Raw genomic sequence first — 24,989 nt, forward strand, 5'->3', positions numbered from 1 at the left:
CGGCCCGTGTTCTGCCGCCTCTTTGGTTTGGGATTGGACTGTCCTTATTTGGCTCAGCGCCCGCGAACACGCGGATCTAGCGCGTCCCGAAGCCCGTCGCCGATGTAGTTCACTGACAGAACCGTCAGCGAAATGGCGAAGCCGGGCAGCAGCACCCGTTCGGGATACTCTTCCATCCGCACCACCGCATCCGCCAGCATCTTGCCCCATGTGGGGAAGTCCGAGGGGAAACCGACCCCAAGGAAACTGAGCGCGCTTTCGGTGATGATTGCGGTGGCAAGGCCAAGCGCAGCGGAGACCATGATCGGCGAGAGCACGTTTGGAAGGAGGTGACGGCGGATGATCTTGCCATCCTGCGAGCCGATGGAGCGGGCGGCGAGCACGAACTCGCGTTCCTTGATCGCCAGAACATCGCCGCGCACGATGCGCGCCGTGGGCATCCACGAGGTGATCGCGATGATCGTCACAATCAGGATGAACATCCCCCCCTCTGGCCCAGCCAGATTGCGCAGGGGTTGCCGGAAAAGCGTCACTGCCAGCAGCAGCAGCGGCAGGATCGGCAGTGCGAGAAAGAGGTCCGTGGTGCGCATGAGCAGACCGTCAATGCGCCGGTAGAACCCCGCCAGAACGCCAATCGCCGTGCCAATGACAAGGCTGAGGATCATCGCGGCCCAGCCGACGGCCATGGAGGCGCGGCCCCCGGCGATCATTTGTGCAAGGTTGTCACGGCCAAGCTGATCGGAGCCGAGCGGCTTGTTCCAGCCGACATTTGCCGTCGAGTCCCAAATTGCGGTGTAGATGGGGCGCATGTTCTTGGACCGGATGTCGAGTTTCTGCGGGTCCACCGTCCAAAGGTACGGCCCGATGAGCACAACCAGCGTTATGAATATCAGAAACCCGAGGCCAAAGAGCGCGCCCTTGTGTTTGCGGAACTGATCCCAGACATCGCGTGCCCGAGAGGTGGGCGGGGCGAGAGGGCCTGTGTCCTTGAGCGCTTCGATCGGGGAGGGGGCCGAATTAGTCATAGCGAATCCTCGGGTCCAGGACACCGTAGAGGATGTCGGCGATCAGGTTGAACAGAACGATGAGTACGGCAAAGATGAAGGTCAGCGTCATCACGCCCGGCAGGTCATTGGCAAACAGCCAGGTCAGCAGAAGCTGGCCAATGCCGTTCACCTTGAAGACGTTCTCGGTGATGATGGCCCCGCCAAAGATCGATGGAATGCCAAGCGCAATCACCGTGACCACCGGGATCATCGAGTTGCGCAGCACGTGGACCATCACGACAACCGCTTCGGACAGGCCCTTGGCGCGGGCGGTGCGGACGTAATCCTGTTTGAGATTGTCGAGCATGGTCGCGCGCATGTAGCGGCTGAGCTGGGCCGTGATCTGCAGCGCCAGCACCATCACCGGCAGAACCATTTGCATCAGCTGCACCTTGAAGCTTGCCCAATCGGTGACAACGTGGGTTGTGTCATAGATCGAGGGGAACCAGCCAAGCTGCACCGAGAAAATCACGATCAGCAAAGGACCGGTAAAGAACGGCGGGATCGAGAAGCCGATCATCGTCACGAAAGTGCCCGCCTGATCAAAGACCGAATACTGGCGATAGGCGGAGTAGATGCCCACGGGCAGGGCGATGAGGATCGCCACCACATAGGCCACGCCAACCACCCAGAGGGTCTGCGGAATGCGCTGGATAATGATGTCCATCACCGGGCTGCGGGTCTGCCAGGAGATCACACGCTGTTTGCCTTCGGAGAAGTCCGTGCCGAACATCCAGTCAAACATGACCTGCGGTTCGATCCAGAAGACCTGAACCAGCCATTTCCAGTATTGCACAAGCGGGGGTTGGCCGACGCCAAGCGCCTCCCGCATCTTTTGCTTCACCTCGTCCGGCACGGTGAGTGGCACCTGGGCCATGGGATCGCCTGGGGCGAGTTGCAGCAACATGAAGATCACGAAACTGATGAACAGAAGCGTCGGGATCGATAGGATCAACCGTCGCGTGGCATAAGAGAGCATCGGCGCCTCGGGTCAGAAGTTTCCGAAAGGAAGGAAGGAGAGAAGGGCGGGACGAGACCCGCCCTGCAGGATCTGAATACGAAGGGCGAGGCCAAAGCCCCGCCCCGCGTCAGATCACTTCATGCGGTACCAGTCCGCGACGTTCCACAGCTCGCTGTCCCAGACGTTGAGCTTCACGCCGCCAAGGCTGTTGGCGTGAGCCGACAGGCGGCCACGGTGCACAAGCGGGATCATCATGCCGCGCTCGAAGGCCATGCGGGACATGGCTTTGCCGAGGCGCGAACGCTCTGCGATGTCTGCGGTCTTGGACAGTTCGGCGTGCATGGCGTCAAACTCTTCGTCGCAGAAGCGCGAGATGTTCTCACCCTGCCACTGGCTGTCCGGGCTCGGGGCCTTGTCGCACAGACCGTTGCCGAGATAAGCCTGCGGGTCGGTGCCGTTGAAGGTGTTGGCGTACATTTCCACGTCCGCATAGAACTTCTGGAAGGTGTCGGGCGAACCCGCGTCCCCGCCGAAGAACACCGAAGCGTCGATGTTGCGCAGTTCAACTTCGATGCCGATCTGGCCCCACCAGTCCTTGATCAGAGCCTGGAAGTCCTGACGCACGGCGTTGGTGGAGGTCTGGTACAGGATCGAGAGCGGCACACCGTCCTTCTCGCGCACGCCGTCGCCGTCGCTGTCTACGATGCCAGCCGCATCAAGCATGGCCTTGGCGCCGTCGATGTCCTGAACGTCACAGCCTTCGATGTCGGTGACCGCAAAGGCTTCCGGAGCCGGAACCCAGGAGCAGCTTACGCGGCCCGCCTGACCATAACCCACTTCCACGAGCAGCGGACGGTCGATGGCCATGGACATGGCTTTGTAGACCGCAGGATCGCCGAGGAACGGGTGCGGACGCACCACGGAGCGCTCGTCCGGGCCAAGATCAGCCGACGGGTTGGTGTTGTTCAGCATGATGCGCTCAAGCAGCGGGCCGAAGCCTGCAACCGGCGTGCCCTTGCCGCCTTCCTGCATCTTGGCGATCACGTCGGGCGCCAGCTGAAGGTTCCAGGCGTAGTCAAATTCGCCGGTTTCCATAACCGCACGGCCCGCCGCCGCTGCATCGCCGCCACCTTTGAAGGTCACGGAGGCGAAGGCGGGCTTGGCCGGATCGCGGTAGTTGGGGTTGGCGGACATGGAGATCACGTCGTTCGGCTTGAATTCGTCCACGACAAACGGGCCGGTGCCGATCGGGCCGAAGTTCTGCTCGGTGCAGGTGGAGGCCGCGGCGCCCATGCAGCTCTCGAACTGCGCTTTTTGCAGAATCGGGCTCTCACCGCCAACAAAGGCAAGATAGGGGTTCGGCATCGGCGAGGCGAAGTTGACCACAACGGTGGTCGCATCCGGCGTCTCGACCGAGGTGATTCCCTCGAACTTGGTCAGCTGAGCGCAGCCGCCTTCGGGGTGCGTGCAGTATTCATAGGTGAATTTCACGTCTTCGGAGGTGAAATCCGTGCCGTCCGACCACTTGAGGCCCGGCGTGAGCTTGTAGGTGATCTGCGTCAGGTCTTCGCTGAAGCCGCCGTTTGCAACGGTCGGGACTTCGTCAACGAGCCAAGCCACCAGCGTGCCGGTTTCGTCGTAGCGGAGCAGCGGTTCGATGATCATCGAGCTGGACTCAACGTCCTTCGTGCCGCCCGAGAGGAAGGGGTTCAGAATCGACGGTGCCTGCCAATACAGAATCTTGACTTCGCCATCGCTGCCACGCTCGGCAAAGGCCGCCGGGGCCAGAGCCATAGATGCAACAGCCCCCATCATCAGGGTTTTGAGTTTCATGTCACTCTCCTTGTTGATCCGAACTCAGGTTCGGATTTTTTCTTTGTTTGAGTGGGATAAGCTCGATTCGTCCACGCGGATCAACGACCGGACAGGCCGATTTCTCCACTATAGGCAGAACGTGTCAGCATCCCCACACTGCCCCCCATCGAAACAGGATTTGCGCAAATTGCAAGCATTGCCTTCGGGTTAAGCATTCGAGGGTTTGACAGTGCTGAAAACATAGCCTTACCGTCGGGGGACAAACAGGGGACCTATCATGCTCGACGACACCAACGCTGCCACAGTGGCCCGGATCGACCGCCTGCGAGTCGAATTCCAGACCAAGGCCGGAACGATTGTCGGCGTCGAGGACGTCTCGTTCGACATCAAATCGGGCGAAACGGTTTGCGTCGTGGGCGAATCCGGCTCCGGCAAATCGGTCTCCTCGCTCTCGCTCATGCGCCTTGTCGAATACGGCGGCGGCAAAATTGCCAACGGGCGCTTGCTCTTCGACCGCCGCGAGGGGGACGAAGTGGACCTCTCCGAAGCCGGCGACAGCCTGATGCGCACCATTCGCGGCAATGAAATCGGCATGATTTTCCAGGAGCCCATGACGGCTCTGAACCCGGTGTTCACGGTCGGCCGCCAACTGACCGAAGGGCTGCGCGTGCACAAAGGACTCAGCCAAGCCAAGGCCGAGGAGCGCGCATTGGACCTGCTGCGCCAAGTGCGAATCCCCGAACCGGAACGCCGCCTGAAGCAATATCCGCACGAGTTGTCCGGTGGTATGCGTCAGCGTGTTGTGATCGCCATGGCGCTGGCCTGCGAGCCGCGCCTGTTGATCGCAGACGAGCCGACAACGGCGCTTGATGTGACCATTCAAGCCGAGATTCTGGCGCTGATCGACCGTCTCAAGCGCGAAACCGGCACCGCGGTGATGTTCATCACCCATGACATGGCCGTGGTCGCGCAGATGGCCGACAGGGTCGTTGTCATGTTCCGTGGCAACAAGGTTGAAGAAGGGCCGGTTCAGCAGATTTTCGAAGACCCTCAGCACCCTTACACCCAGGCGCTTCTGGCGGCGGTGCCCAAGCTGGGCGAGATGACCGGCAAGGCGCTGCCGGAACCGATGAAGCTGCTTGGCTCGGATGAGCATGACGTGCAGCCGATCAAGGGGCAGGACGAGGTTCTGCTCGATGTGAAAGGGCTGACCACACGCTTCCCGGTCCGGGGCGGCTTCTTCCGTCGGCATATCTCCAACGTGCACGCGGTCGAGGATGTCTCGTTCCAGATCAACAAGGGCCAGACCCTGAGTCTCGTGGGCGAATCCGGCTGTGGCAAGTCCAGCGCCGGGCGCTCGATCCTGCGTCTGGTGGAGCCGGTGGCCGGGCAGGTGATGCTCGATGGGGTCGACATCATGTCGCTCGGCCCCAAGGAACTGCGCGAAGAACGGCGCGAAATGCAGATGATCTTTCAGGATCCCTTTGCCTCGCTGAACCCACAGATCCAGTTGGCCGATCAGGTCGCAGAGCCGATCCACAACTACCAGACCGAAACCGGCAGTGCGGTGATGGACCGGGTGGGAGAGCTGTTCGACAGGGTCGAACTGCCGCGCAGTTTCATGCGGCGCTACCCGCACGAATTGTCCGGCGGCCAGCGCCAACGCATTGCGATCGCACGTGCTTTGGCGCTCCGCCCCAAGCTGATCGTCGCAGATGAAGCGGTCAGCGCGCTCGACGTGTCAGTGCAGGCGCAGGTGGTGAACCTGATGATGGAGCTGCAATCCGACCTTGGCCTGTCGTACCTCTTCATCAGCCACGATATGGCCGTTGTGGAACGGGTGAGCCATCAGGTTGGGGTGATGTACCTTGGGCGGATCGTCGAAATCGGCCCGCGTCAGGCGGTTTTTGAGAACCCTCAGCACCCGTATACACAGGCGTTGATGAAGGCGGTGCCCATTGCTGATCCGACTCAAAGAAAGTCCGAGAAGGATTTGAATTTCAAACCAATTCCCTCTCCAATCCACTCCGTTGACTACACCGCTGAACCTTCGGAATACCGCGAGGTATCGCCCGGTCACCGGGTTCTGATCACAGACAGCGGCTACTGATGGATAGGACGGGAGCGAGGGGCCAGCCCCTCGCGCTCCCCGGGATATTTTGAGCACAAAGAAACAGAGGCCGCTATGGACAGGCTTTCGCCACGTGAGATCTTGGACCGGCTCGTCGGCTTTCCGACGGTCAGCCACGACAGCAACCTGCCTCTGATCGACTGGGTCGAAGACTACCTGACCGGTCATGGCATCACTTGCCATCGTCATTACAACGAAACCTCCGACAAGGCAGCGCTTTTTGCTCATGTGGGCCCAGAGGTGGAAGGCGGCGTCGTGCTCTCCGGGCATACGGATGTGGTGCCGGTTGAAGGGCAGGCCTGGTCCAGCGATCCATTTGTGGTGACAGAACGCGACGGCCGGCTTTTCGGACGCGGCTGCACGGACATGAAGGGATTTGACGCGCTCGCGGTCTGGGCCATGGTCGAGGCGCAGCATCGCGGGGTCTCACGCCCGTTGCAGATCGCCCTGAGCTACGACGAAGAGATCGGCTGCACCGGCGCGCCGCCGCTCGTCAAGGCCATGGAAATATTGCCAAAAGCCAGCGACGTGATCGTCGGTGAGCCGACCATGCTGAAAGCGGTCACCGGCCACAAGGGCGGGTTGACATGGTGGGTGCACATGCACGGCTTCGAGGTCCATTCCTCGCTTCTGCACACCGGCGTCAGCGCGATCATGTGGGGGGCAAAGCTGATCGACTGGGCCAATCAGGTGAATGCATCACAGGAGGACACACCGCCGTCCAGCATGGCGGCGCTGTTTGATCCGCCCTACACAAACGCGCATGTCGGTCAGATCAGCGGCGGCACAGCACATAATATCGCTGCAAAGGACTGCGAGTTCGGCTTTGGATTCCGCATCGTTCCGGGAGAGAACCCTGATCGCTGGAAAGAGCTTTTTGAGAGTAAAGTCAAAGATCTGGAAGCGGGAATGAAAGCGATACGTGAGGAGGCGTGGATCGAGGTCGAAGAAAAGTTCGCCCTGCCGCCCTTTGCCCCGTCTGAAGACAACACCGCCGAAGCTCTGGTCCGGCAAATCACCGGCGACAACTCCGACGGTTTTGTCAGTTACGGCACCGAAGCCAGCCATTTTCAGGCCGGAGGCTACAACGTTGTCGTCTGCGGGCCGGGCAGCATCGACGTGGCGCATCAGCCGGACGAATACATCACCGTTGCACAGTTCAACAAAGGGCAGCGCTTCATGGAGCGCTTGGTGGAGCGGCTGGCGTGAGCTTTCCCATCCGGGACGAAGGACCGATCGAACACAGCGCAGACTTGCCGCAAGCCGTTGATCTTGTTGTGATTGGCGGCGGTGTGATCGGAATCTCCACAGCACTTTTTGCAGCCCGGCAGGGGCTTTCCGTCATCGTGCTTGAGAAAGGCCGCGTCGCCGCAGAACAATCCAGCCGCAACTGGGGTTGGATCCGCGTTCAGGGGCGCGACCTTGCTGAAATCCCGATTGCTTTGGAAGCGCAGCGGCTCTGGCAGGAACTCGATACAACCTGCGAAGGCCGATTGGGCGTGCGGCAAACGGGCGTGACCTATCTTGCCCGGACTGCTGGCGAAATGGCTGCCTTTGAGGCGTGGCTACAGGAGGCCGAGGCCTTAGGTGTGTCCTCCAAGCTTCTGACAGAAAAGGAAACATCTGCTCTTCTGGGTGAACCGAAAGCCCCCTGGATCGGGGCCTTGCACACGCCCACGGATATGAAGGGAGAGCCATGGGTCGCGGTGCCCGAACTGGCGCGCCTGGCCGTGACTGAGGGGGCCGTGATCCGGGAACGCTGCGCCGCGCGCGGGTTGCTGCGATCCTCTGGCAAGATAACGGGCGTTGTCACAGAAGCCGGTGCGATCAGAACCGAGCGTGTCGTGCTCGCAGGCGGGGCGTGGTCCAGCCTGTTCCTCAGACGGCACGGCATTGATATTCCACAGCTTTCTGTACGCTCAACGGTTTTGGCAACGCAGCCTTTGCCGCAGGTGGTTTCCGCGGCCGCCGTAGACGATCGCATCGCGTTTCGCCCGCGCGCCGACGGCGGCTACACCTTGGCGCCTGCGGCCTTTGCAGAACTCTTTGTCGGGCCGGATGCGGTACGCCATCTGCGGCGCTACCTGCCTTTGGCCTTGTCCGGTGAATTCGATGTGAAACTTTGCGGTCCTGCGCCCGCTGACTACCCGGACGCCCTGCGCACCGCGCGCAAGTGGTCGGACGGAGAGGAAACGCCGTTTGAGCGGATGCGCGTGCTCGACCCTTCTCCAAATGCCAAGAAGACCAAGGCGTTGAAGGAGGGCTTTGAAGCGATCTATCCTGCGGTGGAAACCGTCAACAGCCGCGCCGAATGGGGCGGGATGATCGATGTCCTGCCCGACGTTGTACCAATTGTCGACAATGAACCAACCCTCCCTGGCCTCACGGTTGTGACCGGCATGTGCGGCCATGGATTTGGCATTGGTCCGGCCTTTGGCCGCATCGCGGTGGCCCTCGCCATGGGCCAGGACCCGGGCCATGATCTGAGCCGGTTCCGTATCACACGCTTCCGTGATGGCTCAAAACTCGTCCCCGGCCCGAATTTATAAGCAGACCGCTTGCGGTGCGCGTGGCGTGGTGGCAGGGTTTGATCAAATTCCTCATCACAGCACCCCAAGGAGCTTTCATGCCCGTCAAGAATCGCTTTGCCGAATTGCAGCAGGACATCATCGCCTGGCGTCGGGACATCCACGAAAACCCGGAAATCCTGTTTGAAACCCACCGCACCAGCGCGCTTGTCGCGGAAAAACTGCGCGCGTTTGGCTGTGAAGAGGTGACAGAAGGTATCGGGCGGACCGGCGTTGTGGGTGTGATCAAAGGCAAAACAGACACCAAGGGCGCGGTCATCGGGCTGCGTGCCGACATGGACGCGCTGCCCATCCATGAGCAGACGGGGCTGGATTACGCCTCGAAAACAGACGGTGCGATGCATGCCTGCGGGCATGACGGGCACACGGCGATGCTGCTCGGGGCGGCGAAATACCTGTCCGAAACCCGCAATTTCGACGGCACGGTTGTAGTGATTTTCCAACCCGCCGAAGAGGGCGGCGGCGGCGGCAAGGAGATGTGCGACGACGGCATGATGGATCGTTGGGGCATTCAGGAAGTCTACGGCATGCACAATTGGCCAGGCCGTCCGGTCGGATCCTTTGCCATCCGCCCGGGCGCGTTTTTTGCCGCAACGGATCAGTTCGAAATCCTGCTGGAAGGCAAGGGCGGGCATGCGGCCAAACCGCAGGAAGCGGTCGACACGACCGTCATGGCCTCGCAGCTCGTCCTTTCCCTGCAGACCATCTCCAGCCGCAACGCCGATCCCGTGGACCCGGTTGTGGTGTCGGTCACATCTTTTGAAACCTCCTCCAAAGCCTTTAACGTGATCCCGCAGCGGGTGCATTTGAAAGGCACGGTGCGCACGCAGTCCAAGGACATGCGCGCCTTGGCCGAAGAACGGATCAAGGCGATCTGCGCTGGCGTGGCCGCCACCTACGGCGGTGAGGCGGAAGTGAAATACTACCTCGGCTATCCGGTGATGGTGAACTCCGAAGAGCAGACGGAATTTGCCGCCCAGGTGGCAAAATCCATTTCCGGTCAATGTGATGAGGCCCCGATTGTCATGGGCGGCGAAGACTTCGCCTTCATGCTCGAAGAACGGCCCGGCGCTTACATTTTGGTCGGCAACGGCGATACCGCACCGGTGCACCACCCCGAATACAACTTCAACGATGAAACCATCCCGGCCGGTTGTTCGTGGTGGGCTGAGATCGTCGAACAGCGCATGCCTGCATAAAAAAGGGACGGGGCGACGCTTGTGCCAAGGCACGTCGCCCCGCCCACCGTCCCGAAGCGCGCCCGACTTGGTTTCTTTGGGCCCAAAATACCTCGGAGGTAGGCTCATCGAGCCGTAGGAGGCAGCGCCTCCTGCACGCCCCAGAGGGGCGTCACCGCACGCGTTTGGCTTTCTTCGCGCCTTTCACCATCTTGGCAAACGCCTTTCCCCGCGCCCGCTGCCGCGCAATCGACTCGGTGTTGCGCGCGTCCTCGGCCTGCAATTTGCGCCAGCGCTCCAGCCGGGCCGGATCGAGCGTACCATCGGCAATCGCCGCCTGAACCGCACAGCCGGGCTCGCTGACATGGTCGCAATTGCGGAACTTGCACTGCGCCGACAGCTCCAGAAGATCGTCAAAGACCTCCTGGATCCCTTCCGCCATATCCGCCAGTTGAAGCTCGCGCATGCCGGGGGTGTCGATCAGCCAGCCGCCAGTCTGGGTTTGAACAAGGCTGCGGTAGGTCGTCGTATGCCGTCCTTTCGCATCATCCTCGCGAATGCCCTGCGTCGCAGCGCTCTCGCCGGTCAGCCTGTTGCGCAGCGTGGTCTTGCCCACCCCGGACGAGCCGAGCAACGCAAGTGTCTGGCCTTCGCTGGCATAAGGGTGGAGCGGGGCGGCCTCGCCCGCATCCTTGGCGTTCAGAGCAAGCACGCCCAGGTCTTCAGACAAGGTCCGCGCTTCTGCGGCGTAATGCGCCACGTCTTCGCTCTTGTCTGCTTTGGTCAGGATCAGCAGCGGCGTGCAGCCCGCCGTGGCGGCCAGTGCCAAGTAGCGCTCAATCCGGGCAAGGTTGAAGTCGTCATTGCAGCTCGAGACAATCCCAAGCGTATCCACATTGGCCGCGATGCGCTGGGTATAGGCCACGTGGCCCGCCGCCTTGCGCGTCAGCGCCGTACGCGCCTCCAGAATGCGCAGCGCCTGCGTGCCGTCGGTCAGCACCCAATCGCCCACCGCATAGTTCCCCGCCGCTTCGGTGGGGAAGAGTTGCAGCGGGCCTTGCTCGGTCAACACGCGAATCCGGTCGCGCTGGACCTCATGCACGCGGGCAGGGGTGAGCAGGGTTTCGGTGGGTTCCAGTTGGTTTTCAAAAAAGTCGGACCAGCCAAGGCTGGCAAGGGTGATGTCGGTCAATGGATCGATCCTGATAAGACATGTCTTTTGGCCCCGCGGGCGGCGGGGTCAGATGTGGTCTCGGACCTCATGCGCGCGGGGCGCGGGCCCGGAGGATCAATGCAAGCTCCATCAAGTCTCCGAAGTTGGATTGCAGGTGCAGAATAGAAGCCCCAGCCGGGACGCGCAAGGGTGGGTTATTCGGGGAGGGTTTGCAGAGCGAGGGTTTCTGCGGTCAGCCTGTCCACAGCGTCGGTGCCCTCTGCGACGGTGATCAAACCTTGGTCAACCCAATCGTTCCAGACGCGTGCTATCCGTTGCTCTCTATAACGCAGTTCGCGCCTAGGCGGGACATAAGCAATCAAAAGGTCTGGGCCGTGTCCGAGGCAATAGGCCAACTCATGATCGTTGAGCGTCTCAGTCGGTTTGCCAAAGAACCCTTGAGCGGCGGCCTCCAAACCGATGTGGTCACGTCCAAAACGGCCAAAGCCCACAAGTGCGCCTCGGTAGGCATCATGCTCTCCGAGTTGCTGCTTTTCCCGAAAAACGCGGTAGAAAATGGCGCCATTGTCCGGGTCCAATTCCGGGAACCGAAGTTCCATCAAGGCTCTTTGTCCCAGTGTCATGATCCCGGCATCAAGAAACAGACGTTGGCCGCCGAGATCCAAAAGAATCGCGCCGAGCCCAACCAGAATCTTGTCCTGCATCTCCACCGGCAGACTGCGAAAAAACGCAGCCCCTTCGGTCAACTCATCCGTGAAGTGCAGCCCACCGGTCATAAACTCTTCGAAGGTCACGTCCTCCGCCAAAGCAGGCGAGCCAGCAATCAGCAAAGCAAGGAGCAGGCGTTTCATAAGTCTTTCCACTGGTCACGGCACATCCCTCAGAGTAGAGAGCAGCCATGAGCGATCCAGTCAACATCATGTGCATCAAGTGGGGCACCCTCTTTGGCCCCGAATACGTCAACCGCCTCTATTCCGGGGTGCGGCGCAATCTCAAACGCCCGGTGCGGTTCCTGTGCATGACGGAACACAGCGAAGGCCTGCACCCGGATATCGAGGTCCTAGACCTGCCGGTGGAGCCGTTTGCCAAGCCGATGGCAGAGGCTTTGGCGGTGGCGAACCGGCAAGGGGCGATGCGCAAGGTCTCGCTCTTCCGGCCCGATCTGGTGCCTGATCTGAAAGGGCCGGTTCTGGGCTTTGATCTCGACGTGGTGATCACCGGGGCGCTGGACGACATCCACGATCTCGCGCCGCGAACGGTGGCGATGCGCCATGACTGGACGGAAAAGCGCAAAGGCCGCCCGACAGGACACGGCTCTGTCTTCCGTTTCGATCCGGCAGAGCATGGCTTCCTTTACGAAGACCTTGCGGCAAACGCCTATGCAGAGGTTGAAAAAGCCCGCGGCTCCGAGCAGCGCTACACCTCGCACAAGGCCATGGACCGCGGCTGCTTCACCTATATTCCCGAAGAGTGGGTGGTCTCGTTCAAATACGACTGCAACCCGTTCCCCGGCAACTGGCTCCACGCCCCGCGACTGCCGACGGATGCCCGCGTGGTATGCTTCCACGGTCGGCCCAAGATGACGGACGCCTTGGAAGGCTGGAACGGCTCTTTCATCCGTCACTCCAAACCTTGCGACTGGCTGCGCGAGCATTGGATTGACCGGGCCAACGCGGATTTGGGCGCGGACTGGGCCTGAGAGTCACGGCTTTACGCAAGACCTGAACGCATTTGAGCCGGTGATGGTTTCAAAGTCCAAACTCGGCATATCGTACTTGATGAAGCAATACAGGCTCGCGATGTCCGGAAATCCCGTTGCGATGAAGGCTTCCTGCAAGGACATTTCCATCCAGGCGGCACCATCCCCCCGAACCTCTCCTAGATCGCTCCAATACTCATTCATAATGTAGGCCGCGTAAGCGGCTTGGCGGCGCGAGTTCTCCGCGCTCACAAACAGGCTGGCTGAGATCAAGTAGCGAAATTCAATGGAAAAATCGGCAGAGTGGGGGTTTTCCTTTCGCTGCAGGTACAGCCGTATCATCGGGTAATACTTGTATTTCTCGATGTCTTTGGAAGAGTGCGGCCTCTTCGGAATGGCCGATGTAGCGAACCCGCCGCGAAACATTTCGACAACCGCGTTGCATGGATCAATGCGCTCAAGCTGCTCCAAGGACATCTCAAGGGCGGTCTTCTCATCTGTGCAGGCCGCCTTGGCTGACACCGGACCAAATGAGAAAACGGCGGACAAACTCAGCAGCGAAAACAAGGCTCCGAAAGAACCGAACACATTATGCACCATACTGACCTGCGATCCTTGCTCTGAAGATATGAACGCCGCGATAGTGGCGTATTTCGCGGACGGTGTGCAACGCAACGTCAAGGCCCTGGCCTTGCGCCAACCCCAATTGCACTCCCCGGCTGCGTTGTTACATTACTGTCATGAAACCTTCACAAATGAAGCAGCGCGCCATGAGCGCCCGGGTTCGCGACAGTTTTGTGCTGGGGGTGCGGCCGTCCCGTGTGCCCGGTTATGTCGGCACCAAGTGGCCGGTGGCCAAGGGCCGGATCAAGCGGCTTGAAGCGCGCTGGCCCAAGCCGCTCGTCAACCTGATCCGTCCTGCGCTCAAAAGGCAGGAGCCTTTTGTAATCCCGGCGGAGCATTTCAAAGAGCCGGTGCCTGTGGAGCGCACGGACCGCTTTCGCAAGATCGCCGATTTTATCGGGCGGGACAGGCAGCTTGAGGAAACCTTCTGGTTTCAGGACCTCTGCGAAGATCTTCGGCAAACCGGCATCGCCCGGCACAAAACGGTCGAGATGCGCAGCGAGGCGGAGATCGTCGCATTTTTCCGCACTTACGTGCAGCCGCTGATCGCCAGCCTGCGCAAGGACGGGTTTCGCCCGGACAAGACCGGGTTTGAATCGACAGCCGTGATCGACGCAGACGGCCGGCTGGCCAAGTCCGGCTCCGGCAACCACCGGTTTGTCATGTCGCAGGTGCTTGATCTGCCAAGCTTTCCACTCAAGATCGTGGCCGTGCATGAAGACTGGTTCCAGCGCGAAGTGCTGCGCGAGGGGGATACGCTGGCCGCGCTCAAAGACGCGTTGAGCCGGGTTGAGGCGGCCCATCAATAAAGGGCGCAGGCCGTCTGCCTGCCGGAAAGCCAGCATGGGCAACATCCCGCGCGGGGCAGGGGCAGTCCCGCTCTTGCCCATTCTTGCTCTGACAGGCTATAGGCAGCGAAAGGATACATGAGGAAGGGCAAAGCCATGGCACGCAGGGTTGTCGTTACAGGACTTGGGCTGGTCACACCGCTGGCAAGCGGTGTTGAAGAGACATGGAGCCGTCTGCTTGATGGACAGTCGGGTGCCGGGACCATCTCGAAGTTCGATGCCAGCCATCTGGCCACGACCTATGCCTGCGAAGTGCCCTATGGCGATGGCTCGGACGGCACCTTCGATCCGAACGCCTATCTTGACAAGAAAGAGCAGCGCAAGGTCGATGAGTTCATCCAGTTCGGCATGGCGGCTGCGGCGCAGGCTGTGGCTGACAGCGGCTGGGCGCCCGAAGACGATGAGGCGCGCGAGCGCACCGGTGTGATGATCGGCTCCGGCATTGGCGGGCTGAACTCCATCGCGGACACGGCCATCCTGATCAAGGAAAAAGGCCCGCGCCGCGTCTCGCCGTTCTTTATCCCCGGGGCGCTGATCAACCTGATCTCCGGCAACGTCTCGATCAAATACGGCTTCAAAGGTCCGAACCACGCGGTTGTCACTGCCTGTTCGACGGGTGCGCACGCCATCGGCGATGCGGCGCGGCTGATCAAATACGGTGATGCGGATGTGATGCTGGCGGGCGGCGCGGAAGCGGCTATCTCCGAGATTGGCATCGCGGGCTTCAACGCCTGTAAAGCGCTTTCGACCAAACGCGCCGATGAGCCGACAAAGGCCTCGCGCCCCTATGACGCGGACCGCGACGGGTTCGTGATGGGCGAGGGCGCCGGTGTTGTGGTGCTCGAAGAGTATGAACACGCCAAGGCGCGCGGCGCGAAAATTTATGCCGAGGTCTGCGGCTACGGCCTCACCGGGGACGCGTATCACATCACCGCACCGTCCGAGACCGGCGAAGGCGGCGAGCGCTCCATGCGTGCGGCCCTGAAGGACGCGGGGCTGGAGCCTGCGGCGATTGACTACATCAACGCGCACGGCACCTCGACCATGGCCGACACCATCGAGCTGGGCGCGGTTGAACGCCTGCTGGGCGATGCGGCAAGCACCGCGACCATGTCCTCGACCAAATCCGCCACCGGCCACCTTCTGGGCGCGGCGGGTGCCATTGAGGCGATCTTCTCGATCCTCGCGATCCGCGATCAGGTCGCCCCGCCGACGATCAACCTCGACACGCCTGCGGTGGAAACGGCGCTGAACCTTGCGCCGAACGCCAAGCAGGAGCGCGAGATCAGCTATGCCCTGTCCAACTCCTTCGGCTTTGGCGGCACCAACGCGTCGGTGATCTTCGGGAAAGTGAGCTAAGCCCATGTGGCGCAACATCGCTTCGAACGCGCTGACCTTTCTGGTTGTCGCGGTGTTCCTCTTTGGCGGCGTGCTGATCTGGGCGCAGAACGAATACAGCGCCGAAGGGCCGCTGGACGCCGCGATCTGCCTTGAGGTGCCGCGCGGCACCAACATGAAGCGCGTCTCCGAGGATCTGGCGGAGCGCGGCGCAATCTCGAACGCGCCGATGTTCCGGCTCGGGGCGGATTACACCGACCGCACGCAACTGCTGAAGGCGGGCAGCTACCTTGTGCCGAACGGCGCGAGCATGTCCGAGATCGTCGACATCGTCACCAAAGGCGGCGCAAGCACCTGCGGCACCGAAGTGGTCTACCGCATCGGCATCACCCGCGCGACCGTGCAGGTCCGCGAGATTGATCCGGCGACCGGGCGTTACGAAGAGAAAGCCTCCTTCAACCCCGGCAAGGGCGACGTGCCTGCGGTCTATACGCAGGTGCGTGAGAAGAGCGACACACGTTACCGCGTTGCTCTGGCCGAGGGTGTGACCAGCTGGCAAGTGGTGCAGGAGCTGGCGCAGGTGGACGTGCTGGACGGCACCGTAGAGGTGCCCGCGGAAGGTGCGCTTGCGCCGGACAGCTACGAAGTGGCGCCGGGCGACACCCGTGCAAGCGTGATTGCGCGCATGCAGCAGGCGCAGGAGCTGATCCTCGCGCAGGCCTGGGAAAACCGCGCGGATGGCCTGCCGCTGGACAGCCCCGAAGAGGCGCTGATCCTCGCCTCGATCATCGAAAAAGAGACGGGCGGGCCGGATGAGCGCTTTGATGTGGCATCGGTCTTTGTGAACCGTCTGGATCGCGGCATGCGGCTGCAGACGGACCCGACGGTGATTTATGGCATCACCAAGGGGCAGGGCGTTTTGGGCCGGGGCCTGCGCGCCTCGGAACTGCGCGGCGCGACGCCGTGGAACACCTATGTCATCCCGGCCTTGCCGCCGACCCCGATTGCCAATCCCGGACGCGCAAGCATCGAGGCGGCGCTGAACCCGGCCAGTACGGATTACATCTTCTTCGTGGCCAAAACGCTGGATCCGCGCGACGGGCACAACTTTGCCGAGACACTTGAAGAGCATAACGCAAACGTGGCGGCGTATCGTCGGCTGGAGGCAGAGCGCAACTGACGCGCGGCCTCCGTCCGCCCCGACTGAGCCTGTGGCTCAGCGGCCCGCCCTCCAGCCCGCGCGCCGGATCAAAGCGTGGGCAGGACCTGTTTCAAGGTGCTGTAGTGGCCAAGGTCCGCGTGCGGGTGCAGCGTGACGTCCGCCCGGGTGAGCGCTTTGGTCAGGGTCTGCGCCATCTCAAAAGGCGCCCAGCGGTCTGCACGGCCGTGGTGAAGATCAACCGGACAGCGCACATAGGCCAGATGCCGCGCCCAGGGCTGCACGTAGGCGGCGACTTCACGCAAGTAGACGGCTTTGTGATGCGTCAGCCCTTCGGTCACGGCGCGGCGGACAATCGCTCCGTCCGGGCCCGCGTAGAGGGACAGATCCGCCGGATCTGCGCCTTTCATCAACAGCTTGAGCATCAGCGCCGGGCTGAGCCGGGCGAGGGTGCTCTGGATCGTTGTCAGCATGGTCAGCCGCGCATGGCTGCGGGCCAGCCGGAACACCGGCGCTCCGGCCATGGCAGGCAGGAAGTCCCCCAGCTCCAGCGGGGCGGCAGCGGAGATGAGCGTCACCCGTCCGATCTTTTCCGGCGCAAGCACGGCAAGGCGCAGCGCGCAGGCGGCCCCAAGCGAGAAGCCGATCAGATGCAGCGGACCTGCGGGCAGGCGGATCGCGGTTTGGGCGAAACTCGGTGCGTTCCGATCCAGCACAGGCATGGACCGCCCGCCAAGCGCCAGTTCCGCGCCGCTGCCGGGCAGACCGTGCAGGTAAAGCGGAGTCATGTGCCGGAAATGGCTCGCTGCGCCTTTTTCGTCAGGCTCTTGAAGATCAGATCGTAGGAGGTTTGCAGCCGGTCCCGCAACTCGTCTTCGGGGATGTGATCCCAATCGATGCGAACCCAGGAGCGGTGGAAATAGGGGGCCTTGATCGCACGCTCCATCTCGATCAACAGCTGCGCGTCTTCGATGGACGGGGTCTTGACCGACACGCCATCCTGAACCGCGCCGATACAGGCAAACATCTTGCCGCCCACCTTCCACGCGTCATGCCCGCCGCCCCATGGGTCCGACCATTCGGCGCCGGGGAAGCTCTTGCAGATCGAATTGACGGTGTCACGGGACATTGGGGGAGGATGCTTTGGTTTGGAGGAATGGGCAAGGGGGAGGTTGGCAAAGGGCGGTCTCGCGTCCCGGACTTGCACCGGGACCTCATCGCTCAGGCGCAGGGCGGGCGCGCCGGGCATCCGCCAAAGTCCGGACCACCCGTCACCGCCCACCCAGAACCAATCCCGGCCCCGGTCCTTTCAGCCCGACCCGGTCTTCGGGGTTGTACAGATGGCAGCTCTGCAGCGACAGGCAGCCACAGCCGATGCAGCCGTCCAGCTTGTCACGCAAACGCTCCATCGTCGCGATGCGCTGGTCCAGAACGCGGCCAAAGCGGCGCGAAATCCGTTCCCAGTCCCGCTTGGTCGGGGCGCGGTCATGGGGCAGGCCGTCCAGCTGTGTCTTGATCTCCGCAAGCGTGAAGCCGAGCTGTTGGGCGATCAGCACAAATGACAGGCGGCGAATGTCGGACCGCGCAAAGAGCCGCTGGCCCGAAGCGCTGCGCGCCGGAAAGACGAGACCCTCAGCCTCGTAGTGTCGAATCGCGGATGTTGCCAGGCCAACCCGCTCTGCCACATCGCCAATTGTCAGTCCGGTGTTCGGCATATCATTGTTTTCATTTAATTCTGAGCTCTTGCTTTCAAGTTAACTTGAAGAAGTAAGCTTGTCAGCATCAAATCGCAAAGAAGGAAGAAAACCCATGAGTGCAACATTGGAACACGCAAACATCACCGTCTCCGATCCCAAGGCCAGCGCCGCTATCCTGTGCGATCTGTTCGGCTGGACCGTGCGCTGGGAAGGGGCGGCGATCGACAATGGTTACTCGGTGCATGTGGGCGGCGAAGGCAGCTACCTCGCGCTCTACCGTCCGGGATCCGGCAGCACGAAAGCAGCGCCCCGGCACAGCCCGGAAGGCGGGCTGAACCATGTGGGGATCGTGGTGGATGATCTGGACGCCATGGAAGTTCGGGTCCGGGCGGCTGGCTTCGAGACCCACAGCCACGCGGATTACGAACCTGGTCGCCGCTTCTATTTCGACGGGCCCGACGGGGTGGAGTTTGAGTTGGTGCAATATGACTGACGCTCTGTTTTTCGTCGGCTACCCGGACCGCATCCACTGTCATGTGATCCGAAGCCGTCTGGGTTGGCCCTGTGTGCGGCCCTGGTTCCTGAAATGAAGTCAGCGCGCCCCTATGCGGGGCGCGCATTTCGTGTTACCCAACGATTCATGAAGACTGCACGCACCCTCTGCATTTGCTGCATTACCCTCTGACATTGTCGGCGGGCCTGTCTTCTATTCCAATCCTCAAGTGAAGTTGCTAAGCCCGCCGCGACCCTAGCCTGGAGCGCGCCATGGAGATCCGTCTCACCAATTCGATGACCCGCAAGAAACAGCGGTTCGAACCGATCGATCCTGAGAACGTGCGGATGTATGTTTGCGGTCCGACGGTCTATGATCGCGCGCATATCGGCAACGCGCGGCCGGTGATTGTCTTTGATACGCTGTTCCGGCTGCTGCGCGAAGTTTATGGCGCGGATCACGTGACTTACGTGCGCAATTTCACCGACGTGGATGACAAGATCAACGCACGCGCTGCTGCAAGCGGGCGCAGCATTGGCGAGATCACGGCGGAGACCACGCAATGGTATCTCGATGACATGGCCGAAGTTGGCGCCATGGAGCCGACCCATATGCCGCGCGCAACGGCCTACATCCCGCAGATGGTCGAAATGATCGAAGGGCTGATCGAAGCGGGTCACGCCTATGCGGCGGAAGGCCATGTGCTCTTCTCGGTGGACAGCTACAAGGACTATGGCGCTCTCTCCGGGCGCTCTGTCGATGACATGATCGCGGGCGCGCGGGTGGAAGTGGCCCCCTACAAACGCGATCCGATGGATTTTGTCCTGTGGAAGCCGTCTGATGAAACCGTGCCGGGCTGGGACAGCCCCTGGGGCCGGGGGCGTCCGGGCTGGCACATTGAATGCTCGGCCATGGCGCAGGATCTGCTTGGGGCCAACTTTGACATTCACGGCGGCGGCAACGATCTGATGTTCCCGCACCATGAAAACGAGATTGCGCAGTCCTGCTGCTCGAACCCCAAGGGCGGTTTTGCCAATATCTGGATGCACAACGAGATGCTTCAGGTTGAAGGCAAGAAGATGTCCAAATCGCTGGGCAACTTCTTTACCGTGCGCGATTTGCTTGATGGCCATGACGGACAACCCGGCGTGCCGGGCGAGGTGATCCGTTTTGTCTTCCTCTCGACGCACTACCGCAAGCCGATGGACTGGACAGCGGAAAAGGCCCGCGAGGCGGAAGCGACGCTGCGCAAGTGGCGGGCCTTGACCGATGGCGTCGACGCAGGTCCGATCCCGGAGGCGGTGCTGACCTGTGTCGCGGACGATCTGAACACCGCAGGCGCGATTGCGAAGCTGCACCGGCTCGCGGCGGCAGGGGATGCGGCGGGTCTCAGGGCCGGGGCAGGGCTGCTCGGTCTGCTGACCGAGGCCCTGGGCGGATGGGCCGCCGTGGACGTGGATCTGGGCGCATTTGCCGAGCTTCTGGCAGGCGCACGCGCGGCGGCCATGGAAAGCAAGGACTTCTCCGAGGTTGACCGTCTGAAATCGGCTCTGGTCGAGGCTGGCGTCGAAGTGCGCATGAGCAAGGCGGGTGTGGATCTTGTCCCCGGCGCGGGGTTCGATGCGGGCAAGCTGGAGGCTTTGCTATGAGTGGGGGCGCAAACCCGTTTGACCGGACCCGGCTTTCCGGGCGCTGTCCCGGCCACGCCGGGAGCTTGGATATTTTGACAGAGAAGAAGCAGGGAGCGGGCTCATGAAAGAACGCCTGTATCTCTATGACACCACGCTGCGGGACGGGCAGCAGACGCAAGGTGTCCAGTTTTCGACCGCCGAAAAGCTGCGCATCGCGGCGGCGCTGGATGAATTGGGCGTGGACTATATCGAGGGCGGCTGGCCTGGGGCAAACCCGACGGACTCCGCGTTTTTCGACGAGGTCGGCGAGACGAAGGCGCGTATGACCGCCTTTGGCATGACCAAGCGGGCGGGGCGTTCGGCGGAGAACGACGATGTGCTGGCCGGGGTTCTGAACGCTGGAACCGGGGCGGTTTGTCTTGTGGGCAAAAGCCACGATTACCATGTCACCAAGGCGCTTGGGGTCACGCTGGACGAGAATGTTGAAAACATTTCCGCCAGCATGGCGCATCTGGTGGCCTCCGAGCGCGAGGCGCTGTTTGATGCCGAGCACTTCTTTGACGGCTACAAGGACAATCCGGCCTATGCGCTGACCTGTCTGAAGGCGGCTCTGGAGGCCGGGGCGCGCTGGGTTGTGCTGTGCGATACCAATGGCGGAACGCTGCCGCATGAAATCGGGCAGATCGTTCAGGAGGTGATCGCGGCCGGGGTTGAGGGCGCGCGGCTGGGCATTCACACGCACAATGATACGGAAAACGCCGTGGCTGGCTCGCTGGCCGCTGTTCTGGCCGGGGCACGGCAGGTGCAGGGCACGCTGAATGGCCTTGGCGAGCGCTGCGGCAACGCCAATCTGACCTCGATCATCCCGACCCTGCTGCTCAAGGAGCCCTTTGCCAGCCAGTTTGACACCGGCGTCACGCAGGACGCGCTACAGGGGCTGACGCGCACGGCCCGGATGCTCGATGACATTCTCAACCGTGTTCCAGTCAAGCAGGCGCCCTACGTGGGCGGTTCTGCCTTTGCGCATAAGGCCGGGCTGCACGCCAGCGCGATCCTCAAGGATCCGAGCACCTATGAACATGTGGAACCGGCGCGCGTCGGCAACGAGCGCATCATCCCCATGTCGAACCAGGCCGGTCAGTCGAACCTGCGGCGGCGGCTTGCAGAAGCCGGGCTCGAGGTCGAAAAGGGCGATCCGGCGCTGTCGCGGATCCTCGAACGGGTCAAGGCGCGGGAGAGCGAAGGCTATTCCTACGACACGGCGCAGGCCAGCTTCGAGATCCTCGCCCGCGAGGAACTGGGCGTGTTGCCGGATTTCTTCGAGGTCAAGCGCTACCGGGTGACGGTGGAGCGGCGCAAGAACAAGTATAACCGCATGGTCAGCCTGTCGGAGGCGGTTGTGGTGGTGAAAGTTGACGGCGAGAAGAAGCTCTCGGTGTCGGAATCGATGGACACGCTGGGCTGTGACCGCGGGCCGGTGAACGCATTGTCGAAGGCTTTGGCCAAGGATCTGGGGCGCTACCAGGCCCTGATTGACGATATGCGCCTGGTGGATTTCAAAGTGCGTATCACGCAAGGCGGCACGGAGGCCGTCACCCGCGTCACCATCGACAGCGAAGACAACTCCGGCCGCCGTTGGTCCACCGTTGGCGTCAGCGCCAATATCGTGGATGCCAGTTTCGAAGCGCTGCTGGATGCGGTACGCTGGAAGCTGGTGCGCGACGGGGAGCCGTCTGATGCGGGATGAGTGGAGTGCGTGACATGGATTGGTCTGCTTTCTTCGAGCTGCACAAGGATCTGCCCCGCGAAGGGCCGGGCCGGCCGGAGGATGTCGCCTGGGCCTTGGGGGTGGCCGGGGTGAAGCCGGGTGCGCGCATTCTCGATGCGGGGTGCGGACCGGGGGCGGACATTCAGGCGCTTTTGCTGGCAACCGCGCCGGGAGGTCATGTGACCGCCGTCGATGCTCATGCGCCCTTCATCGAACAAGCCGCCAAACGCTGGGGCCGGGACAGCCGCGTGACGTTGACCACCGGTGATATGCGCGCGGCGGAAGGACCGTTTGACGTGATCTGGTGTGCAGGCGCGCTGTATTTCCTCGGGCTGCGCGACGGGCTCGATGCCATGCGCGGCAAGCTGGCCCCGGGCGGCACGCTCGTGTTCTCCGAACTGGTGTTCCGGGTGCCGGAGCCGTCAGAGCCGGTGCGGTGCACTTTGACCAAAGAATACCCGGCGATAGGCACGACCCATCGCCTGAACGGCATCATCGAGGCCGAGGGCTTCGAGATTGTCGCCCAGAAGATGCTGCCCCGCGCGTCTTGGGAAGCGTACTACGGGCCGATGGATCAACGCATCGCGAGGCTGCGCCCCGGTGCCGATGCGGCGCTTGCTGCCGTGCTCGATGAAGGCGCGGCCGAAGCCGCCCTCTGGCGGGCCCACAACGAAGAATTCGGCTACGCGCTCAGCGTTCTGCGCGCGCGGTGAGCGATCCGTTTGCCAACAACCCGGACCTGATCGCCTGCGCCAAGCTGGTCGAGCAGGGGGATCCGGAGCGCTTTGTCGCCACCATGGCCGCGCCGGTTCAGGCGCGTACCATTCTGTTTCCGCTCTACGCCTTCAACGTCGAGGTCAGCCGCGCGCCTTGGGTGACGCAGGAGCCGATGATCGCCCAGATGCGCCTGCAATGGTGGTGGGATGCCTTGGAAGAGATCCGCAACGGCGGCATCGTGCGGCGTCACGAGGTGGTCACGCCACTGGCCATGATCCTGGACAGCACAAGCGCGGAACAGCTGCAATCGCTTGTCGACGCGCGCCGCCTTGACATCGAACGCGTGCCTTTCACGGATGAGGCGGCGCTTTGGGATTATCTTGAGAAAACCGGTGGAAGCCTGATGGCCGCCGCCGCGCGATGCTTCGGAGAAACGGACACAGCTGCGGCGCAGGCGCTTGGCACGGCAACGGGTCTTGCGGGCTACCTGCGCGCCATTCCCGATCTTGAAGCCCGTGGACGCCAACCGCTGCCGGACGGCAGGCCGGAGGCCGTGGCCGCGCTGGCACAGCAGGGCCTGAACCGTCTGGCCAAAACCGCCTCCCGGCCCAAACCGGCAAAGCCCGCGCGCCTTGCGGCCTGGCAGACCGCGCCGCTTCTGCGCCTCGCAGCCAAATCGCCGGTTCGGGTCAAGGACGGCACACTTGCCTTGAGCGAGTTCTCCAAACGCGCGCGCCTTCTCGCCGCAACGCTGCGCTGAGGCGGCTCAGACCCGTTTCTTTGTGCCGGAAATATCCCGGGGTCCGGGGCCGAGCCCCGAATAAAAATTTTGTCCCGGCAAAATTTTCGCCCGCCTTGGGGTCAAACGGTGGCTTCGTCCTTGGGTCGCATGACCAGCCAGATCAGCGCGCCACCGGCCAGCACAAGGAACGGCGCCATGGCGATATTCACCGCAACCCATCCTTGCTGCGCCGAGCCGCCAGAGCAGTTCATCAAACCGCCCGAGGCCAGCGAGGCAAAGGTTACGCCGCCGAACACCAGCAGGTCGTTCAGCCCCTGCATCCGTCCGCGCTCATGCGGCTCATGCGCGCCTGCCAGCATGGTCGTGGCTCCGATGAAACCAAAGTTCCAGCCCAATCCCAGCAGGATCAGCGCGATGAAGAACTGTTCCAGCTCCACACCGGACAGCGCCACGGCACCGGCACCGGCCAGGATCACCAGGCCCGTCGCCACGATCTTTTCCACGCCAAAGCGCGCGATCAGGTGACCGGTAAAGAAGCTCGGCAGGAACATGGCGATCACGTGGGCTGAAACCACATCGGCGGCATCGTTCTGTTCGAACCCGCAGCCCACAACCGCCAGCGGCGTCGAGGTCATCACGAGGTTCATCAAGGCGTAGGACACCATGGCGCAGATCACCGCCACGGCGATGCGCGGCGTCTTGAGCAATTCCATCCGGGTCCGCCCGCGCGGCGCGTCTTCGGAAGGCTGCGGCGGTTTGGGGATGTCGAGCAACAGGAACAGTGCCGAGCCGATCACGTTCAGAGCAATCACAAACATGTAGATCCCGGCAAAGGCCGTCACCACCGCCGACGGGCTGTCAATCAGCCCGTTGCCAAGCTTGCCCAGCTGCGGGCCGACAAAGGCGGAGATGAGCCCGCCGGCCATGACGTAGGAAATCGCCTTGGGGCGGAATTCGTCCGAGGCGCTGTCGGCGGCGGCAAAGCGGTAAAAACCCTGCGCGGACATGTAGATACCGGTGCAGAGCGAGCCCAGCAGAAAGAGCGGGAAAGAGCCATAGAACAGTCCGGCAAAGCAGATGATCCCACCCACAGCGCCGCCCGCGGCCCCGGCCCAGAACCCGGCGCGGCGGCCGTGTTTCTGCATCAGGTTCGACAGCGGCGTCGCCGAAAGCATGGAGCCCAGCACGATCAGCGAGATCGGCAGCGTGGCAAAGCACGGGTTTGTGGTCAGCGCCTGACCGGCCAGCCCGCCGACGGTGAAAATCATCGGCATCTGCGCGCCAAGAATGGCCTGGGCAAGGACCAGAACGATCACGTTGCGGCGTGCGGTGCGGTCAGAGGATGAGGCGGTCGTGTCTGTCATATGCATTGCGTATGAT

General features: G+C 62.2%; 23 protein-coding genes. 13 read left to right on the forward strand and 10 right to left on the reverse strand.

Going from position 1 to position 24,989, the window contains the following annotated elements; genetic code table 11:
- Positions 1-53 precede the first annotated feature (53 nt).
- From E4662_RS09280 to E4662_RS09290, 3 genes are all read right to left on the reverse strand, one after another.
- Positions 54-1,025: an ABC transporter permease gene (locus E4662_RS09280; protein WP_136441258.1), complete on the reverse strand. Its 972-nt coding sequence runs from the start codon at positions 1,023-1,025 to the stop codon at positions 54-56.
- Positions 1,018-2,025: an ABC transporter permease gene (locus E4662_RS09285; protein ID WP_136441259.1), complete on the reverse strand. Its 1,008-nt coding sequence runs from the start codon at positions 2,023-2,025 to the stop codon at positions 1,018-1,020. Before E4662_RS09285 ends, E4662_RS09280 begins: the two co-directional genes overlap by 8 nt.
- A 114-nt stretch (positions 2,026-2,139) precedes the next feature.
- Positions 2,140-3,840: a peptide ABC transporter substrate-binding protein gene (locus tag E4662_RS09290; RefSeq protein WP_136441260.1), complete on the reverse strand. Its 1,701-nt coding sequence runs from the start codon at positions 3,838-3,840 to the stop codon at positions 2,140-2,142.
- A gap of 259 nt (positions 3,841-4,099) precedes the next feature.
- On the opposite strand from E4662_RS09290, the gene E4662_RS09295 reads away from it, so the two are divergent.
- The 4 genes from E4662_RS09295 (at position 4,100) to E4662_RS09310 (ending at position 9,740) form a co-directional block, all read left to right on the forward strand.
- Positions 4,100-5,932 carry an ABC transporter ATP-binding protein gene (locus E4662_RS09295; protein ID WP_136441261.1) on the forward strand — a complete coding sequence of 611 codons (1,833 nt, stop codon included), beginning with the start codon at positions 4,100-4,102 and terminating at the stop codon, positions 5,930-5,932.
- A gap of 75 nt (positions 5,933-6,007) precedes the next feature.
- Positions 6,008-7,162 carry an acetylornithine deacetylase gene (argE, locus tag E4662_RS09300; RefSeq protein ID WP_136441262.1) on the forward strand — a complete coding sequence of 385 codons (1,155 nt, stop codon included), beginning with the start codon at positions 6,008-6,010 and terminating at the stop codon, positions 7,160-7,162.
- Positions 7,159-8,502: an NAD(P)/FAD-dependent oxidoreductase gene (locus E4662_RS09305; protein ID WP_136441263.1), complete on the forward strand. Its 1,344-nt coding sequence runs from the start codon at positions 7,159-7,161 to the stop codon at positions 8,500-8,502. Before argE ends, E4662_RS09305 begins: the two co-directional genes overlap by 4 nt.
- A gap of 77 nt (positions 8,503-8,579) precedes the next feature.
- Positions 8,580-9,740 (forward strand): M20 aminoacylase family protein, encoded by a 1,161-nt coding sequence (locus E4662_RS09310; RefSeq protein WP_136441264.1) that lies wholly within the window; start codon positions 8,580-8,582, stop codon positions 9,738-9,740.
- Between the two features lie 151 nt (positions 9,741-9,891).
- Here the strand turns inward: E4662_RS09310 and rsgA are convergent, their stop codons facing one another.
- Complete coding sequence (rsgA, locus tag E4662_RS09315) at positions 9,892-10,911, reverse strand: ribosome small subunit-dependent GTPase A (protein WP_136441265.1); 1,020 nt, start codon at positions 10,909-10,911, stop codon at positions 9,892-9,894.
- Between the two features lie 176 nt (positions 10,912-11,087).
- Positions 11,088-11,744: a hypothetical protein gene (locus tag E4662_RS09320; protein ID WP_136441266.1), complete on the reverse strand. Its 657-nt coding sequence runs from the start codon at positions 11,742-11,744 to the stop codon at positions 11,088-11,090.
- 47 nt (positions 11,745-11,791) lie between these two features.
- Here E4662_RS09320 and E4662_RS09325 point away from each other — a divergent pair, with 47 nt between their 5' ends.
- Entirely contained in the window at positions 11,792-12,592 is an 801-nt protein-coding gene (locus E4662_RS09325) for a glycosyl transferase (RefSeq protein WP_136441267.1), read from the forward strand.
- A 3-nt stretch (positions 12,593-12,595) separates the two neighbouring features.
- Here E4662_RS09325 and E4662_RS09330 read toward each other — a convergent pair whose 3' ends face one another.
- Positions 12,596-13,192, reverse strand: a complete 597-nt coding sequence (locus tag E4662_RS09330) for a hypothetical protein (protein ID WP_168797943.1) — start codon at positions 13,190-13,192, stop codon at positions 12,596-12,598.
- 170 nt (positions 13,193-13,362) lie between these two features.
- Between E4662_RS09330 and E4662_RS09335 the strand changes: the two genes are divergently transcribed.
- From E4662_RS09335 to mltG, 3 genes are all read left to right on the forward strand, one after another.
- Positions 13,363-14,025 (forward strand): hypothetical protein, encoded by a 663-nt coding sequence (locus tag E4662_RS09335; RefSeq protein WP_136441269.1) that lies wholly within the window; start codon positions 13,363-13,365, stop codon positions 14,023-14,025.
- Positions 14,026-14,160: 135 nt separating this feature from the next.
- The gene (gene fabF / locus E4662_RS09340; RefSeq protein WP_136441270.1) at positions 14,161-15,423 is read left to right on the forward strand and encodes a beta-ketoacyl-ACP synthase II; all 1,263 of its coding nucleotides are present in this window, start codon (positions 14,161-14,163) and stop codon (positions 15,421-15,423) included.
- A gap of 4 nt (positions 15,424-15,427) precedes the next feature.
- Complete coding sequence (gene mltG, locus E4662_RS09345; RefSeq protein WP_136441271.1) at positions 15,428-16,582, forward strand: endolytic transglycosylase MltG; 1,155 nt, start codon at positions 15,428-15,430, stop codon at positions 16,580-16,582.
- 68 nt (positions 16,583-16,650) lie between these two features.
- Here mltG and E4662_RS09350 read toward each other — a convergent pair whose 3' ends face one another.
- From E4662_RS09350 to soxR, 3 genes are all read right to left on the reverse strand, one after another.
- The gene (locus E4662_RS09350; RefSeq protein WP_136441272.1) at positions 16,651-17,349 is read right to left on the reverse strand and encodes an alpha/beta hydrolase; all 699 of its coding nucleotides are present in this window, start codon (positions 17,347-17,349) and stop codon (positions 16,651-16,653) included.
- Positions 17,346-17,690, reverse strand: a complete 345-nt coding sequence (locus E4662_RS09355) for an MmcQ/YjbR family DNA-binding protein (protein ID WP_136441273.1) — start codon at positions 17,688-17,690, stop codon at positions 17,346-17,348. Before E4662_RS09355 ends, E4662_RS09350 begins: the two co-directional genes overlap by 4 nt.
- A 142-nt stretch (positions 17,691-17,832) precedes the next feature.
- A complete protein-coding gene (soxR, locus tag E4662_RS09360; protein ID WP_136441274.1) occupies positions 17,833-18,276 on the reverse strand; it encodes a redox-sensitive transcriptional activator SoxR in 444 nt (147 codons plus the stop codon).
- Positions 18,277-18,370: 94 nt separating this feature from the next.
- Between soxR and E4662_RS09365 the strand changes: the two genes are divergently transcribed.
- The 5 genes from E4662_RS09365 to E4662_RS09385 all read left to right on the forward strand — a co-directional run bounded on the left by E4662_RS09365 (position 18,371) and on the right by E4662_RS09385 (position 23,627).
- The gene (locus E4662_RS09365) at positions 18,371-18,751 is read left to right on the forward strand and encodes a VOC family protein (RefSeq protein ID WP_136441275.1); all 381 of its coding nucleotides are present in this window, start codon (positions 18,371-18,373) and stop codon (positions 18,749-18,751) included.
- Positions 18,752-19,023: 272 nt separating this feature from the next.
- Positions 19,024-20,400, forward strand: coding sequence for a cysteine--tRNA ligase (cysS, locus tag E4662_RS09370; protein ID WP_136441276.1), 1,377 nt, complete (start codon positions 19,024-19,026; stop codon positions 20,398-20,400).
- A gap of 103 nt (positions 20,401-20,503) precedes the next feature.
- Positions 20,504-22,129: a citramalate synthase gene (gene cimA / locus E4662_RS09375; protein WP_136441277.1), complete on the forward strand. Its 1,626-nt coding sequence runs from the start codon at positions 20,504-20,506 to the stop codon at positions 22,127-22,129.
- 14 nt (positions 22,130-22,143) lie between these two features.
- Positions 22,144-22,863, forward strand: a complete 720-nt coding sequence (locus E4662_RS09380) for a class I SAM-dependent methyltransferase (protein WP_136441278.1) — start codon at positions 22,144-22,146, stop codon at positions 22,861-22,863.
- Positions 22,860-23,627 (forward strand): squalene/phytoene synthase family protein, encoded by a 768-nt coding sequence (locus E4662_RS09385; RefSeq protein WP_240705159.1) that lies wholly within the window; start codon positions 22,860-22,862, stop codon positions 23,625-23,627. Before E4662_RS09380 ends, E4662_RS09385 begins: the two co-directional genes overlap by 4 nt.
- Positions 23,628-23,728: 101 nt before the next feature.
- Here the strand turns inward: E4662_RS09385 and E4662_RS09390 are convergent, their stop codons facing one another.
- A complete protein-coding gene (locus E4662_RS09390; RefSeq protein ID WP_136441279.1) occupies positions 23,729-24,973 on the reverse strand; it encodes an MFS transporter in 1,245 nt (414 codons plus the stop codon).
- Positions 24,974-24,989: the final 16 nt, after the last annotated feature.

The sequence above is a fragment of the Pacificoceanicola onchidii genome, assembly GCF_004804335.1.
GTDB classification, from domain to species: Bacteria; Pseudomonadota; Alphaproteobacteria; order Rhodobacterales; family Rhodobacteraceae; genus Pacificoceanicola; species Pacificoceanicola onchidii.

Excerpts from the sequence above, each read along its gene's own strand:
- E4662_RS09280 (WP_136441258.1), bottom strand. The coding sequence starts at position 1,025 with ATGACTAATTCGGCCCCCTCCCCGATCGAAGCGCTCAAGGACACAGGC.
- E4662_RS09285 (WP_136441259.1), bottom strand. The coding sequence starts at position 2,025 with ATGCTCTCTTATGCCACGCGACGGTTGATCCTATCGATCCCGACGCTT.
- E4662_RS09290 (WP_136441260.1), bottom strand. The coding sequence starts at position 3,840 with ATGAAACTCAAAACCCTGATGATGGGGGCTGTTGCATCTATGGCTCTG.
- E4662_RS09295 (WP_136441261.1), top strand. The coding sequence starts at position 4,100 with ATGCTCGACGACACCAACGCTGCCACAGTGGCCCGGATCGACCGCCTG.
- argE (WP_136441262.1), top strand. The coding sequence starts at position 6,008 with ATGGACAGGCTTTCGCCACGTGAGATCTTGGACCGGCTCGTCGGCTTT.
- E4662_RS09310 (WP_136441264.1), top strand. The coding sequence starts at position 8,580 with ATGCCCGTCAAGAATCGCTTTGCCGAATTGCAGCAGGACATCATCGCC.
- E4662_RS09320 (WP_136441266.1), bottom strand. The coding sequence starts at position 11,744 with ATGAAACGCCTGCTCCTTGCTTTGCTGATTGCTGGCTCGCCTGCTTTG.
- E4662_RS09325 (WP_136441267.1), top strand. The coding sequence starts at position 11,792 with ATGAGCGATCCAGTCAACATCATGTGCATCAAGTGGGGCACCCTCTTT.
- E4662_RS09330 (WP_168797943.1), bottom strand. The coding sequence starts at position 13,192 with ATGGTGCATAATGTGTTCGGTTCTTTCGGAGCCTTGTTTTCGCTGCTG.
- E4662_RS09335 (WP_136441269.1), top strand. The coding sequence starts at position 13,363 with ATGAGCGCCCGGGTTCGCGACAGTTTTGTGCTGGGGGTGCGGCCGTCC.
- fabF (WP_136441270.1), top strand. The coding sequence starts at position 14,161 with ATGGCACGCAGGGTTGTCGTTACAGGACTTGGGCTGGTCACACCGCTG.
- mltG (WP_136441271.1), top strand. The coding sequence starts at position 15,428 with ATGTGGCGCAACATCGCTTCGAACGCGCTGACCTTTCTGGTTGTCGCG.
- E4662_RS09350 (WP_136441272.1), bottom strand. The coding sequence starts at position 17,349 with ATGACTCCGCTTTACCTGCACGGTCTGCCCGGCAGCGGCGCGGAACTG.
- E4662_RS09355 (WP_136441273.1), bottom strand. The coding sequence starts at position 17,690 with ATGTCCCGTGACACCGTCAATTCGATCTGCAAGAGCTTCCCCGGCGCC.
- soxR (WP_136441274.1), bottom strand. The coding sequence starts at position 18,276 with ATGCCGAACACCGGACTGACAATTGGCGATGTGGCAGAGCGGGTTGGC.
- E4662_RS09365 (WP_136441275.1), top strand. The coding sequence starts at position 18,371 with ATGAGTGCAACATTGGAACACGCAAACATCACCGTCTCCGATCCCAAG.
- cysS (WP_136441276.1), top strand. The coding sequence starts at position 19,024 with ATGGAGATCCGTCTCACCAATTCGATGACCCGCAAGAAACAGCGGTTC.
- cimA (WP_136441277.1), top strand. The coding sequence starts at position 20,504 with ATGAAAGAACGCCTGTATCTCTATGACACCACGCTGCGGGACGGGCAG.
- E4662_RS09380 (WP_136441278.1), top strand. The coding sequence starts at position 22,144 with ATGGATTGGTCTGCTTTCTTCGAGCTGCACAAGGATCTGCCCCGCGAA.
- E4662_RS09390 (WP_136441279.1), bottom strand. The coding sequence starts at position 24,973 with ATGACAGACACGACCGCCTCATCCTCTGACCGCACCGCACGCCGCAAC.